At 75.2% G+C, this 13,337-nt stretch carries 8 protein-coding genes; 2 read left to right on the top strand and 6 right to left on the bottom strand.

Features of this window, described 5'->3' with window-relative positions; translation table 11 throughout:
• Positions 1–12: 12 nt before the first annotated feature.
• Positions 13–576, bottom strand: a complete 564-nt coding sequence (locus E8M80_RS06260) for a hypothetical protein (protein ID WP_137124809.1) — start codon at positions 574–576, stop codon at positions 13–15.
• The gene (locus E8M80_RS06255) at positions 573–3,101 is read right to left on the bottom strand and encodes a glycosyltransferase (RefSeq protein WP_137124808.1); all 2,529 of its coding nucleotides are present in this window, start codon (positions 3,099–3,101) and stop codon (positions 573–575) included. Before E8M80_RS06255 ends, E8M80_RS06260 begins: the two co-directional genes overlap by 4 nt.
• A gap of 172 nt (positions 3,102–3,273) precedes the next feature.
• Here E8M80_RS06255 and E8M80_RS06250 point away from each other — a divergent pair, with 172 nt between their 5' ends.
• Positions 3,274–4,086 (top strand): hypothetical protein, encoded by an 813-nt coding sequence (locus tag E8M80_RS06250; RefSeq protein WP_137124807.1) that lies wholly within the window; start codon positions 3,274–3,276, stop codon positions 4,084–4,086.
• Between the two features lie 77 nt (positions 4,087–4,163).
• Here the strand turns inward: E8M80_RS06250 and prfB are convergent.
• The 3 genes from prfB to E8M80_RS06235 form a co-directional block, all read right to left on the bottom strand.
• Positions 4,164–5,295 (bottom strand): peptide chain release factor 2 gene (gene prfB, locus E8M80_RS06245; protein WP_137124806.1). Its coding sequence is split into 2 segments (ribosomal slippage): positions 4,164–5,225 and positions 5,227–5,295, totalling 1,131 coding nucleotides; the frame shifts between segments, so codons are not numbered across the junction.
• A 9-nt stretch (positions 5,296–5,304) separates the two neighbouring features.
• Positions 5,305–7,929, bottom strand: a complete 2,625-nt coding sequence (locus tag E8M80_RS06240) for a penicillin-binding protein 1A (RefSeq protein ID WP_137124805.1) — start codon at positions 7,927–7,929, stop codon at positions 5,305–5,307.
• Between the two features lie 49 nt (positions 7,930–7,978).
• Positions 7,979–9,112 (bottom strand): N-acetylmuramoyl-L-alanine amidase, encoded by a 1,134-nt coding sequence (locus tag E8M80_RS06235; RefSeq protein WP_137124804.1) that lies wholly within the window; start codon positions 9,110–9,112, stop codon positions 7,979–7,981.
• A gap of 651 nt (positions 9,113–9,763) precedes the next feature.
• Between E8M80_RS06235 and E8M80_RS06230 the strand changes: the two genes are divergently transcribed.
• A complete protein-coding gene (locus E8M80_RS06230; RefSeq protein WP_137124803.1) occupies positions 9,764–12,625 on the top strand; it encodes a ribonuclease E/G in 2,862 nt (953 codons plus the stop codon).
• 78 nt (positions 12,626–12,703) lie between these two features.
• On the opposite strand, the gene E8M80_RS06225 is transcribed toward E8M80_RS06230, so the two are convergent.
• Complete coding sequence (locus E8M80_RS06225) at positions 12,704–13,303, bottom strand: lysozyme inhibitor LprI family protein (protein ID WP_170979224.1); 600 nt, start codon at positions 13,301–13,303, stop codon at positions 12,704–12,706.
• Between the last annotated feature and the right edge of the window lie 34 nt (positions 13,304–13,337).

Raw genomic sequence — 13,337 nt, 5'->3', positions numbered from 1 at the left:
CGATCCCCGCGGTCAGTCGTCGGTCAGCGCGGCGGCCAGCGCGCCGAGGCGCGGGCTGCGGCAGAAGGGATGGCACGCGAGATGCGCGAGCAGGGCGGCCGCGGCCGCCAGCGTCTCCGGCGCCCGGCGCGCCGCCGCCAGCATGTCGGCCAGTTGCCCGAGCGCGCCGTCGATGTCGCCGGCCGCCAGCGCCGCCGCCATCAGCGCGCGCGCCGCCGCGAGGTCCGGCGCGGCGGGCGCCGCCGGGCGTGCGACGGCGCGCGGCCAGACCCCGTCGAGCGTCGGCGAATGATGCGCCGCCGCGGGGAGCAGCACGCGGCAGGCGGGCGGCGGTGCGGCAGCCCGCAGCAGCAGCACCGCGCCCGGCACGCCCTGCGGCACCGCGAAGGCCGTGGCGCCGAGCATCGCGAAGGGTGCCGGGGCACCGCCAGCCGCGAGCGCGGCACCGGGCGCCGGCGCCCAGCCCTCGGCCCAGACGGCGAGGCGGCCGGCGGCGGGCAGCGCGGCGCCCGCCGTCCAGGCGCCCTCCCCCGCGCGGCGCCAGGCGGCGGCGGACAGGACCAGGGCGCGGCTCATGCCCGTAGCGCGGCCAGGTCCGCATAGAGCGCGGCATGGCGCGCCGCGACATGGCGCCAGTCGAGCGCCTCCGCCCGCGCGCGCGCCGCGCGGCCGAGCGCCGCCGCGGCGTCGGGGTCGCGTGCCAGGGCGGCGACCGCCTCGGCCAGCGCCGCCGCATCGCCCGCGGGCGCGAGGCGCGCCGCACCGGCCGTCATCTCCGCCACGCCGCCGACATCGGTGCTGACCACCGGCCGGCCGCAGGCCATCGCCTCCAGCACCGCGTTGTTCGCGGTGGCGTCGGCCAGCGGCAGCAGCAGGGCATCGGCGTCGCGATAGGCCTGGCGCAACGCCTCGTCCGACAGGCCGGCCTCGGCCGTGACGCCCTGCGGCAGCGGGTGCGGCGCGGCGGGCGAGACGATGCGCAGCCGCGCGTCGATCCCGGCCTGCCGCAGCAGGGCGAGCGCCGCGAAGGCGGCATCGTGGTCGCGCAGCCAGTGGCCGACCGAGAGCAGCCGCAGCCCCTCCCCGGCCTGCCGCGGCCCCGGCGTGAAGAACGCAGTGTCCACGCCATGCTGGATGACATGCAGCCGCGCCGGATCGAGATGCTGCGCCAGCGCCGCGCGCTGCGCCTCGCAGAGCACCACCACGGCGTCGAGCCGCGCGAGCAGCCCGGTGTTCACCATGGCCGCCAGCAGCGCGGGCGGCTGGTGGAAGGTGGCGGCGAAGGCCGGGCGGCGGCCACCGGAAAACAGCGCGGCCGGCAGGCGGGGCAGCAGCCACATCGCGTGCTCACCGTCGATTGCGTGCAGCACGTCGAAGCCGGTCGCGGCGCAGGCGGCGAGGATCTCGGCCTCCGCGAGCCAGGCATTGCCCTGCTGGCCGAAGGGCACGGCGCCGAGCAGGCGGCCCCAGTCGCGGTAGGTCGCGGCCTCCCCGCCCGCCAGCGCGTCGCCGAGTGGCGTGGCGCGCACTTCGGCCGCCATGCCCTCGGGCAGGTGGCGCAGGAACTGCCAGGGCCCGGAGCGCGCACCGTGATGGAGGTGGCGCGTGTGCAGCGCCAACACGTTCAGCGCCGCCCGCGGCGCCGGCAATTCGGGTGCGGCGAGACCCGCCGCACCGTCGCCGGCCATGCCGCCCAGCAGCAGGTTTGCCGGGAAACGCAGAAAGGGCGCGGCGGGCATCGCCTCGACCGCCACCGGCGCCTCGGCGAAGGCGCGCAGCGCGCGGGCATGGGCGGCCGCGCTCGGTGACGGGGCGCGCGGCGGCGCCGCGATCCCGGCGTACAGCGCGGCGAGGCGCGCACCGACGACGGGCAGCGCGTTCTCGCGCTCGGCCTGGGCGCGGGCGCGGGCGCGCAGCCCCGCATCGCCGAAGTGGCGCGCGGCGAAGGCGAGCAGCGCCTCGGCCAGTGCGCCCGCCTCGGCCGCGGCGGCGAGCAGGCCGCTCTCCCCGTCCCGCACCAGGTCCGGCAGCCCGCCCACGGGGGTCGCGACGCAGGGCGTGCCGCAGGCCAGCGCCTCGAGCGCGATGTTCGGGTAGTTGTCCTCGAGCGATGGGATCACCGCGAGGTCGGCGGCGCCGAGGATGTCGGCCATCACCGAATCCTCGGAGACCTCCCCGAAGGCCAGGGCGTCGAGGCCTGGCGCGGGCGCCGGCGCGGCGCGGCCGAAGCCCGCCACCACCACTCGCCCGCCCGGCGGCAGCAGCGCCGCGAGGCGCCCGTCGGCGGCCAGGCGCGCGAGCGCCTCGGCCAGCAGCGCGCCGCCCTTGCGGCGTTCGCGGTTGTCGAAGGCTCCGGCCACGACCAGCAGGTCGCCCGGCCCCACGCCCCAGGCGGCGCGCAGCCCGTCGCGCTCGGCCGGCGGGGCGAAAAGCCCGGTCTCGACCGCGTTCGGGATCACCTCGATGCGGCAGCCGCCGAGGATGGCGCTCTCCGCCGCGCGCGCCGCCATCCAGCGCGACGGTGCGACCAAGACGGGCCCGGGGTCCGACCAGGCGGCGCGCTTCTCGGCGAAGGCATTGGGCACGAGCGACCAGCCATCGGCCAGCTGCGGGCAGGCGAGGCAGGCGGTGCGGTACTGCTCGCAACCCGCCGGGTAGTGGCAGCCGCCGGTCATGGGCCAGAGGTCGTGCAGCGTCCAGACCACGCGCCGCCCGGCCGCGAGCCAGCGCCGGATCGTCGCGGGCGCGACCAGCCAGGAGGTCCAGTGCAGGTGCAGGATGTCGGCCGCGGCGAGCACGCCCTGCCGGTCGAGCGCCAGCCCCGGATGCGCGATGGAGAAGAGCGTGTTCGTCGCGTCGCTGCGCGAGGCCGGCACCAGGCCCCATTGCACGCGGGCGGTCAGCGCCTCGGCCAGGGCGGCGGCAGGCCCCTCAGGCGGTGTCGCGGCGAGGCGCATCTCGCCCTCGGCTGCCGCCTCCCCATCCGCGAAGGCGAAGGCGGACCGCAGCCCGGCGGCCCGTGCGGCGAGATGCGCGCGCCGCCCCGCCCGGCCGGCCCCGCCGCCCGCGCCATGCGAGACATGCACGACACTGAGTGCCAAGCGCGCGACCCCCTTCGCTCAACCGCCGGTAGACTGCGCCACCGGCAGGGTCAAGGACGGCATGGACGCTTGACTTGCCGCCTCATGCGCCCCTGTTCTCGGCGACCGGGGCGCGCCGCGCCTGCCGAGGCAAGGGGGACGACCGCCGTGCAGAGCCGACGACGCGCCGCGCATGGCTGACGGCGCCCCCCCGTTCCTCGTGACCGTGGCGACGCAGCGGAGCGGCACGAAGTTCCTCGGCACGTCGCTGTCGGCCGGCGACCTCGCGCGATCCCAGGGCGAGGTGTTCCAGCCCGGCCCCTCGGGCGCGGCCTTCCGGGCCTTCGTCGCCGAGTTCGTGGCCGCGCGCGGCGCCTTCGGCTTCGAGGCGGAGGAGATGGGCGCGCTGCTCGACGGCTTCGTCGACCGGCTGCGCGAGCAGGTCGCGCCGCGGCTGCTGCATTTCGACCTGATGTACAACAACCTCGGCAGCTTCGCGCCGATCTGGACGCCGCCGATCGGCACGCCGGGGTCGAACTTCCTGATCAACTGGCTGAAGTCGCGCCGCGCAGCGATCATCCACCTGGTGCGCCCGGACCTCGCGGAGGGATTCGCGAGCCACGTCATCGCCGAGACACGGGGCATCTACCACACGGGCAACGACGCCGATGCGGCGCGCGGGATGCAGGTGACGCTCGGTGCCGACCAGGCGCTCGCCTACATGCTGCCGGTGCTGCGCACGCGGCGCTTCGTGCAGCGCGCCTTCGCGGGGCATGCGCGCTTCCTGGAGGTGTCCTATCCCGACTTCATCGCGGGGCAGACCGTGGCGCCGGATGCGGCGGAGCGCATCGCGCGGCTCGCTGGGGTGCCGGCCGCGGATACGGCGCGGCTGTTCGGGCCCTCGCCGCTCCGGCCCACGGCGGCGGGGAAGGAGGCGCTGGTCGCGAACCTCGAGGACATCCGGCGGCTGGCGCGCAGCCTGCAGCGGCAGGTCGAGGACGGCTGAGCGCCTGTTTGGGAAAGCCGGCACCGGACATCGGAATGCGCCCGAAGGCGCCTTCTTGAACCGGGTTCTGAGCGCGTTCAGCGCGCCGCCGCGCTGGCCTCGGACCGCGTCGCGCCGACGCGCTGCGCCAGCGCCGCCGCCATGAAGGCGTCGAGGTCGCCGTCGAGCACCGCGTCGGGGTTGCCCTTCTCCACGCTGGTCCGCAGGTCCTTCACCATCTGGTAGGGCTGCAGCACGTAGGAGCGGATCTGGTGGCCCCAGCCGATGTCGGTCTTGCCGGCCTCGACCGCGTCGGAAATCGCCTCGCGCTTGCGCAGTTCGAGCTCGTACAGCCGCGCCTTCAGCATCTCCATCGCGATGGCGCGGTTGCGGTGCTGGCTGCGGTCCTGCGTGGACGCCACCACGATCCCGGTCGGGATATGGGTGAAGCGCACGCCGGATTCGGTCTTGTTGACGTGCTGCCCGCCGGCGCCGCTCGCGCGGAAGGTGTCGGTCCTGAGGTCGGCCGGGTTGACCTCGATCTCGATGCGGTCGTCGATCACCGGGAAGACGTAGACGCTGGCGAAGGAGGTCTGCCGCCGCGCCGCCGCGTCGAAGGGGCTGATGCGCACCAGGCGATGGACGCCTGATTCCGTCTTGAGCCAGCCATAGGCGTTGGGGCCGCTGACCTGGATGGTGGCGGACTTCACGCCGGCCTGCTCGCCGTCGCTGCGTTCCGTCACGCTCACCTTGTAGCCGCGCTTCTCGGCCCAGCGGACATACATGCGCAGCAGCATCTCGGCCCAGTCCTGAGCCTCGGTGCCGCCGGCGCCGGCATTGACTTCCAGGTAGGCGTCGTTGGCGTCGGCCTCGCCGGACAGCAGGCTCTCGATCTCGCGGCGCTTGGCTTCCTCGGCGAGCCGCTCGAGGTCGGCGACGGCGGCGCCGATCGTGTCCTCGTCGCCCTCCGCCTCGGCCAGTTCAATCAGGCCGAGCGCGTCGGCGACATCGCGTTCGAGGCGCTGCACGCCCTCGACCTGCTCGGCGAGGCGCCCGCGCTCGCGCATCACGCGCCCCGCCTCGGCGGCATCGTTCCAGAGGCCGGGATCCTCGGCGCGGGCGTTCAGTTCCTCGAGTCGACGGGTTGCGGCATCCCAGTCAAAGATGCCTCCTCAGCAGGGACACCGAGGCGGTGATCTGCTCGTTCAGGGATTCTGCTTCAGCGCGCATGGGAGGCGCTCAATAGAGGCCGCCCAGGTTGCTGTCGAGGCCGGCGGCCGAGCCGCCCCCTCTGTCACGCTCGTCGCGCATGCGCTGCGCGGAATTCTCGGTCCCCGGGCGGAAGGCCTCGAGGATCGAGCCGTTGCCGACATTCAGACGCACCAGCGCGACGCCGGGCGGCGCGCGGAAGGGCACGGGCGGGTTGTCGCGCAGCGCCGCGGCGACGACCTCCCGGAAGATCGGCGCGGCGTTGCCGCCGCCGGTCTCCCCGTTGCCGAGGCTGCGCGGCTCGTCGAAGCCGATCCAGACCGCGACCACGATGTCGGGCGTGAAGCCCACGAACCAGTTGTCCTTGTAGTCGTCGGTCGTGCCGGTCTTGCCGGCGACCGGCCGGCCGAGCCGGCTGCCGATGGCGTTCGCCGCCGTGCCGCGCTGCACCACGCCCTGCAGCAGGCTCACCATCTGGTAGGCCGCGATCGGGTCGGTCACCTGGCGGCGCTCGGCGTCGGACAGGTCGGGCGGCGCGGCGGGGCCGGCGCCGCAGGTGTCGCAGCCGCGCCGGTCGGCGCGGAACACGACGCGCCCGCGCCGGTCCTGCACGCTGTCGATCAGCGTCGGCGTCACTTCCCGCCCGCCATTGACGAAGGCGCCGTAGCCCGCCGCCATGCGCATCACCGTCGTCTCCCCCGCGCCGAGGGAAAGTGCCAGGAAGCGCGGCATGTTCTGGATGACGCCGAAGCGCGCGGCCGCATCGGCCACCGCGTCGATGCCCACCTGCTGCGCGAGCCGCACCGTGACCAGGTTGAGGCTGCGCTCCATCGCCTGGCGCATCGTCACCCAGCCGTAGGACCGCCCGGCTGTGTAGTTTTGCGGCCGCCACACGCGCCCGCCGGACATGATCTCGATCGGCTCGTCCAGCAGTTCCTGGTTCGGCGGGATGCCCTGCTCCAACGCCGTGATGTAGACGAAGGGCTTGAAGGACGACCCGGGCTGGCGCATCGCCTGTGTCGCGCGATTGAACCACGAGCGTTCGAAGGACCAGCCGCCGGCCATGGCCAGCACGCGCCCGGTCTGCGGGTCCAGCGCGACAACGGCGCCCTCGGCCTGCGGCATCTGGCGCAGTTCCAGCCGTTCGGGCCGGGCGGGGCGGCCCTGTGCGGTCTCGGTCGGCATCTGCTCGACGAAGACGACGTCGCCCGGGTTCAGGACCTGCTGCATGCGGGTGGGCTGGCCGCCGATCCGCCCGTCCCGCGCCGGCCGCGCCCAGGCATGGTCGGCCAGGTACATCAGGCCGGTGCGCGCCTGCGGCGCCGCGCGCGGGTCGGCGCGGTCGATCCAGCCGAGCCGCGCCTGGGTGTTGCCGACCTCCAGCACCACCGCGAGCTTCCAGTCGGGCAAGCCCCCCGGTGGGCGCTGGAAGGCATCGAGCGCGGGCAACCATTCCGTCGCCCCGGCCGCGATGGTGCCGAATGCGCCGCGCCAGCCGCCGCGGCGCCGGTCATAGGCCATGAGCCCGTTGCGCAGCGCCTGCTCGGTCGCGGCCTGGATGCGCGGGTCGAGGCTGGTGCGCACCACGAGCCCGCCCGTCGTCGTCTGCTCCTGGCCGAAGCGCTGGATCAGTTCGCGCCGCACTTCCTCGGTGAAATGCTGGCCGACGGCCAGCACCTCCGGCCGGCGCGACGGGCGCGGCACGATAGGCTCGGCCTTGGCGTAGCGGGCTTCCTCGCGCGTGATGTGGCCGTCCTCGGCCATGCGGTCGAGCACCCAGTCGCGCCGGGCGCGCGCCTGCTCGGGGAAGCGGAGCGGATTGTAGTTGTTGGGCGCCTTGGGCAGCACGGCCAGGAAGGCGGCCTCGGCCAGCGTCAGCTCGTCGAGGCTCTTGTTGAAGTACGCCTGCGCGGCGGCGGCGACGCCGTAGGCACTCTGCCCGAGGAAGATCTCGTTCAGGTAGAGCTCGAGGATGCGCTCCTTGCTCAGCGCCTGCTCGATGCGCACGGCGAGGATCGCCTCCCGCGCCTTGCGCAGCAGGGTGCGGTCGGCGCCGACCAGCATGTTCTTGGCGACCTGCTGCGTGATGGTGGAGGCCCCGCCCATCCGCCGCCCGCTGCCGTAGTTCTCGATCGCCGTCAGCAGCGCCCGCCCGATGCCGAGCGGGTCGACGCCGTGGTGTTCCCAGAAGCGCTGGTCCTCGGCCGAGACGAAGGCCTGCTGCACGCGCGCCGGGATCGCCTCGATCGGCACGAACACCCGCCGTTCGGTCGCCAGCTCGGCGGTCAGGCGGGAATCGGCGGCGAAGATGCGGCTCATCTGCGGCGGCTCGTAGTCCGAGAGCCACCGGTAGTCGGGCAGGTCCTCGGCGATCTGGCGATAGAGGCCGTAGCCCGCGACCGAGGCGACCAGGCCGCCGGCCACCAGCAGCGCGAGGAACAGCCGCAGCAGACCGAGGCCGCGGCGGCGGCGGCGCTTCTCCGGTTTCGCGGCGCGGCGGCGCGGCTCGGGCGCGGCGTCCCGCGACGCGCCGGGCGGGGTCTCCGCGGCGGGCGGGGGCGGCGCGCGGCGGTCGGCCTTCCCCTTGCCCGTCCCGCGCGGACGGTGGCGGCCGGGGTCGAGGGGCGCGTCGGCGTGCAGGTCGATCGGACTCATCCGCGCCCTGATACACCGACCGGGCCGCCGCCGCGACAGTTGCGGTGCATCATCCGCCCCGCGCCAGCACCGGCGCGGCCTCCAACCACGTGCCGACAGCGCGCGCGAGCGCGCCCGCGAGCCGCGCGCGGTGCTCCGGCCGGCGCAGCGCCGCCTCGTCCCGCGGGTCCGACAGGAAGCCCAACTCCACCAGGGCAGACGGGATCTCGGGCGACTTCAGCACGACGAAGGCGGCCTCCCGGTGCGTATTGGGCAGCAGCGGCACCTCCTCCCCCAATTCGCGCACGGCATGGCGGGCGAGCCGGGCGGAACCGGCCCGTGTCTCCTGCCGCATCAGGCTGACCAGGATCCGCTGCACCTCGGGGCTGACCGAGGGCAGGCGGAGCCCGCCCGCGAGGTCGGCCTGGTTCTCGCGCCGCGCCAAGGCGTCCGACATGGCGTCCGTGGCGGTGTCGGACAGCGTGTAGACCGACGCGCCGCGCGCGCCCGGCGCGGAATCGGCATGCAGGGAGACGAACAGCGCGGCTTCCCGCCGGCGGGCGAAATCCACCCGGTCCGAAAGCGGGACGAAGACGTCCCGCGTGCGGGTCAGCGCGACGCGGCAGGTGCGCGCCGACAGCAGGCGCCGCCGCAGGTCGAGCGCGGTCGCGAGCACGATCCGCTTTTCCTCCGTGCCCGAGACGCCGATCGCGCCCGGGTCGCGCCCGCCATGGCCCGGGTCGATCACGACCAGCGGGAGGGTCGCGGCGTCGGCGTCGCCGCCCTGGGCCAGCGTCCGCCCGGCGCGCGCCGCGGCGGCAAAGGCGCCGGGCCGGGCCGGCAGGATGTCGATGACGATGCGCCCGTCCCGCGCCGGGCCGGCGCGGCCGAGCGCCGGCGTCGCGAGGTCGATGAGCAGCGTGTCCCCGGCGTCCTGGAAGCGGGCACCGCGCACCAGGCCGGCGCCGCGCATCGCCGCGCCTGCACGCCAGGCTGCGCCCGGCAGCCGGAGCGCGAGCCGCGGCGGATCCGCCAGCGCGACCAGGCTCCAGCGCTGCCCACCCTGGATCGCGAGCGTCAGCCGTGCCCCGGCACCTGCCGGGGTGATGCCGCCCTCGATGATGGTGCCCGCCTGCGCGGACCGCAGACCCGTCGCGGCGAGCAGGCCCAGCCCCAGAAAGGGGCGTCGCCCGAGGCCGACCATGCCCAACAACCCCTGACCAGCCCGATCCCCTATCGGGCGAACGTCAAAAGATACGCATCTTTTCAGATATTTGCCAGGGTTTTATTCATGTCAGGGCTCAACACCGCCGGCGCACAATGCGGGGTTGTGGCGCCGCCCCCTCGGCGACTATGGTGCCCTGCCCCGGCGGTAGCCGCTGCGGGCGGAGTCCCGGGCGGGTCCGCCCGGCACGCGACCCCCGGGCGACCGAGGCGGGGCGCGCCGCCGGATCGGATCGTCGGGTGCCCGGCCTGGAGCCGGGGCGGTCGCGACAGACCCCCCCGTTCCTCCGAAGGCTTGCCGGGCGCCCCCCTGTCGTCTCCGCCGGCGCGGTCGTGCCTGTGCGCGCATCGCCCTTCCCGCCCCTCCGCCGGCGCTGGGCGTGCCGCAACGGATCGCCGGCCCACCTGCGCCTGTGACCGCCGCAAACCGCGGCCGTCCGAGGGCATTCCGGGGCAGAGACCAGGCGCGCCCACCCAGGGCCCGCTCCGCGCCGCGCGCGGCGCCGGGCCCGCCGGACGAGGACGACCGCCGCCGGATGCCGAAGCACGCCCGGCCGCTGTCCGCCCTCGAACGGTCCCTGTCATCCCCTTGCGCCGCCGGCCCCGCCGCGGCGCGGAGCACCGCGACCCGATGACCAAGCGCATGCTGATCGACGCATCCCACCCCGAGGAAACGCGGGTGGTGGTGCTGGACGGCAACCGCATCGAGGAATTCGACCTCGAGACCGTCAACCGCAAGCCCCTCAAGGGCAACATCTACCTGGCCAAGGTGGTGCGGGTGGAGCCCAGCCTGCAGGCCGCCTTCGTGGAATACGGCGGCAACCGCCACGGCTTCCTGGCCTTCGGCGAGATCCACCCGGACTACTACCAGATCCCCGTCGCCGACCGGCAGCGCCTGATCGAGATGCAGGCCGAGGAAGCGCGCGAGGAGGACGAGGACGACCTGCCGCCGGAATCCGCCATGGACCGCGCCGACTGGAACGGCGAGGGCAACGAGGCCTGGGCCAACGGGGAGGAGCCGAATGGCGACGCGCCGCCGGCCGCCCCGTCGCAGGCCGGCGCCGCCGAGGACGCGGAGGCGACCGATGCGATGTCGGCCGAACCCGCTCCGCAAGCGGCTCAGCCCCTCGACATGGCGGATGACCGCATCACCGGCACGCCCGACGCCGGCATGGCCGTCGCGGAGCCCGCGGCGGATCAGCCGGCCGGCGCGGACGCCGCCCCCGTCGCCGAGGAGAGCGAGCCGGCCGAAGCCCACGCCTCCGACGAGCCGCCGCCGCCCGAGACCATCGGCGGCGAGGACATGCCCGCCGAGAGCGAGGAGGAGCGCCGCGAGCGCCGCATCCCGCCCCGCTTCCTGCGCCACTACAAGATCCAGGAAGTGATCAAGCGCCGGCAGATCATGCTGGTGCAGGTCGTCAAGGAGGAACGCGGCGGCAAGGGTGCCGCGCTGACCACCTACATCTCGCTCGCGGGGCGCTTCTCCGTCCTGATGCCGAACAGCCCGCGCGGCGGCGGCGTCTCCCGCAAGATCACCTCGGCCGCCGACCGCAAGCGGCTGCGCGAGGTGGTGGAGGAAATGAGCCTGCCCGACGGCATGTCGCTCATCGTCCGGACCGCCGGCGCGCAGCGCCCGAAGCCCGAGATCAAGCGGGACTGCGAATACCTGCTGCGGCTCTGGGACAATATCCGGGAGCGCACGCTGGCCTCGACCGCGCCGGCGCTGATCTACGAGGAAGCGGACCTCATCAAGCGCTCGATCCGCGACGTGTTCGGCCGCGACATCGAGGACGTGACGGTCGAGGGCGACGACGCCTACTCGCAGGCGCGCGAATTCATGCGCATGCTGATGCCCTCCAACGCGTCCAAGGTGCGCCTGCACCGGGAGGCGGTGCCGCTGTTCGCGCGCTTCAACGTGGACCAGCAGCTCGACGCGATGCATTCGCCGATCGTGCAGCTGAAGTCCGGCGGCTACATCGTCATCAACCAGACCGAGGCGCTGGTCGCGATCGACGTGAACTCGGGCCGCGCCACGCGCGACCGGCACATCGAGGACACCGCGCTGCGGACGAACCTGGAAGCGGCCGACGAGATCGCGCGGCAGCTTCGCCTGCGCGATCTCGCGGGCCTCATCGTCATCGACTTCATCGACATGGAGTCCTCCAAGCACGACGGCATGGTCGAGCGCCGGCTGAAGGAGGCGCTGAAGCAGGACCGCGCCCGCATCCAGGTCGGCCGCATCAGCCATTTCGGCCTGCTCGAGATGTCGCGCCAGCGGCTGCGGCCTTCGATCGCGGAGCAGACCTTCGTCACCTGCCCGCACTGCCAGGGCCGCGGCCTGGTGCGCAGCGTCGACAGCAGCGCGCTGCAGGTGCTGCGCGCGATCGAGGAGGAGGGCGCCAAGCGCCGCGCCGCCGAGATCTGCGTCCGCGTCGCGGCCCCGGTCGCGCTCTGGCTGCTGAACCGCAAGCGCGAGCGGCTGGCCGAGATCGAGGCCCGCTTCGGCATGGTCGTGCTGTTCGAGCCCGACGACACGCTGATGCCCCCGGCGCTCAAGATCGAGCGCCTGCGCGCCGCCGAGCCGGGCGCGGCCCCCACCGCGCCCTCCGCGCTCCGGATGGACTATGCGCCCGAGCCGGCCGAGCCCACGGAACCCGAGGCGGTCGAGGCCGCCGAGGAGGGCGAGGAGGCCGCCGCCCCCGGTGAGGACCGCGCCGAGACCGCCGAGGAAAGCGAACGCCGCCGCCGCCGTCGCCGCCGCCGTCGCGGCGGCCGGCGCGAGGATGAGGGCCGCGAGGCGCCGCCCGAGGACGATGCCGAGGGCGATGGCGAACCCAAGCCCGCCGCCGAGGCCGACGCCGCACCCGGGGCCGAAGCCGAGCCCGCCGCCGAGCCTGCCGCACCGTCCGAGGCGGCCGAGGGCGATGGCGGCCTCGATGCCGATGGCCGCCGTCGCCGCCGCGGCCGCCGCGGCGGGCGTCGCCGGCGCGAGGATGAGGCCCCGGCCGAGGGCGCCGAGCCCACCGCCGAACCTGCGCCCGCTGCCGCGCCCGAGCGCGCGCCCCGCGCCCCGCGTTACGCGGGGCCGACGCCGGCCGACCCCTTCGCCGGCCAGATCGACGACATCTTCGAGGCGATGGAGGCGGCCGAGGCCGCGGCCGAGCGCGCCGCGGCCGCCCGCCTGGTGCGGGAGGCCGCCCCGGCCCCTGCCGAGGCGCCACAGGCCCAGGAGATGGCGACCGAGACCGCCGCCGCAGAAATGGTGCCGGCAGCGGTCGAACCGGCCCCAGAGGCGGAAGCGCCGACTGCCGAGCCGCCCGCAGCCGAAATCGCGCCGGAGCCTGCTGCCGCGGCGCCGCCGGCCGAACCCGTCGCTGCCGCGCCCGAGCCTGAGCCGGAGGGGCCGGTGATCGGCGTGCCGGTGCAGCCGGTGCTTCTCGGCTCTGGTGCCGAGGCAGCCCTGCCGAAGCGCCAGGGCTGGTGGCGCCGCTGACCTGATCCCGGGCGGCCGTGATGCGCGCATCGCGGCGGCCCGGGCGCCCGCACGGCGACCGCGGATCGGCGGCCCGCGCTACGGATCCTCCGCCGAAGCCGTCGCAATCGCGAGCCAGGCCTCGTCGCGCAGCCGCTTGAGTTCGAGCGCGCGCAGCGCGGTCTGCTCGAGCCGGCAGGCGAGCCGGTGCTCCTCGGCCTCCGACGGGGCCGAGAGCGCGGCCTCGGCAAGGCAGGCGGCATCCCGCCAGGCCAGGAAGGCGCGCTGCGAACGCCGCAGCGGCTCGACCGCCGCGGCGGTCGCCAGCAGACCCACCTCGCGCAGCCAGCGGTCCATCTGCTGCTGCCAGATCGCGGTCTCGACCAGGGTGCACACGGGCAAGGTCTGCGGCCGATCCGGCAGCGCGGGCAGGCGGGCGTAGAGCAGCCCCTCCCCCGGTTCGCCACGGCAGGCGGCGGCGATCCGCCAGGCGCAGCGCCCGAAGGCGGCACGCGGCGGATGGGCCTGGGCGGACAACACGCAGGCCTCGACCCAGGCGCGCTCGGCGCCATGCGGGCGGGCGGGGTCCGGCCCGCGCCCCTGCCCCAGGGCCGGGCCGGCCAACAGGGCGGCCAGCACCGCGAGGGCGATGGCGCGGCGCCGGCCGGTCCATCGCGGCAGCCGCGCCGGATGCGCCATGTGCTTCCTCCCGCCGGCCGGGCCAGGCCGGTCA

The sequence above is a fragment of the Roseomonas sp. HF4 genome, assembly GCF_005222755.1.
Taxonomy (GTDB): domain Bacteria; phylum Pseudomonadota; class Alphaproteobacteria; order Acetobacterales; family Acetobacteraceae; genus Neoroseomonas.
Note: the sequence above shows the minus strand (reverse complement) of the source record. Positions and strands in the feature narration are given on the sequence as shown.

Excerpts from the sequence above, each read along its gene's own strand:
- E8M80_RS06260 (WP_137124809.1), bottom strand. The coding sequence starts at position 576 with ATGAGCCGCGCCCTGGTCCTGTCCGCCGCCGCCTGGCGCCGCGCGGGG.
- E8M80_RS06250 (WP_137124807.1), top strand. The coding sequence starts at position 3,274 with ATGGCTGACGGCGCCCCCCCGTTCCTCGTGACCGTGGCGACGCAGCGG.
- E8M80_RS06240 (WP_137124805.1), bottom strand. The coding sequence starts at position 7,929 with ATGAGTCCGATCGACCTGCACGCCGACGCGCCCCTCGACCCCGGCCGC.
- E8M80_RS06235 (WP_137124804.1), bottom strand. The coding sequence starts at position 9,112 with ATGGTCGGCCTCGGGCGACGCCCCTTTCTGGGGCTGGGCCTGCTCGCC.
- E8M80_RS06230 (WP_137124803.1), top strand. The coding sequence starts at position 9,764 with ATGACCAAGCGCATGCTGATCGACGCATCCCACCCCGAGGAAACGCGG.
- E8M80_RS06225 (WP_170979224.1), bottom strand. The coding sequence starts at position 13,303 with ATGGCGCATCCGGCGCGGCTGCCGCGATGGACCGGCCGGCGCCGCGCC.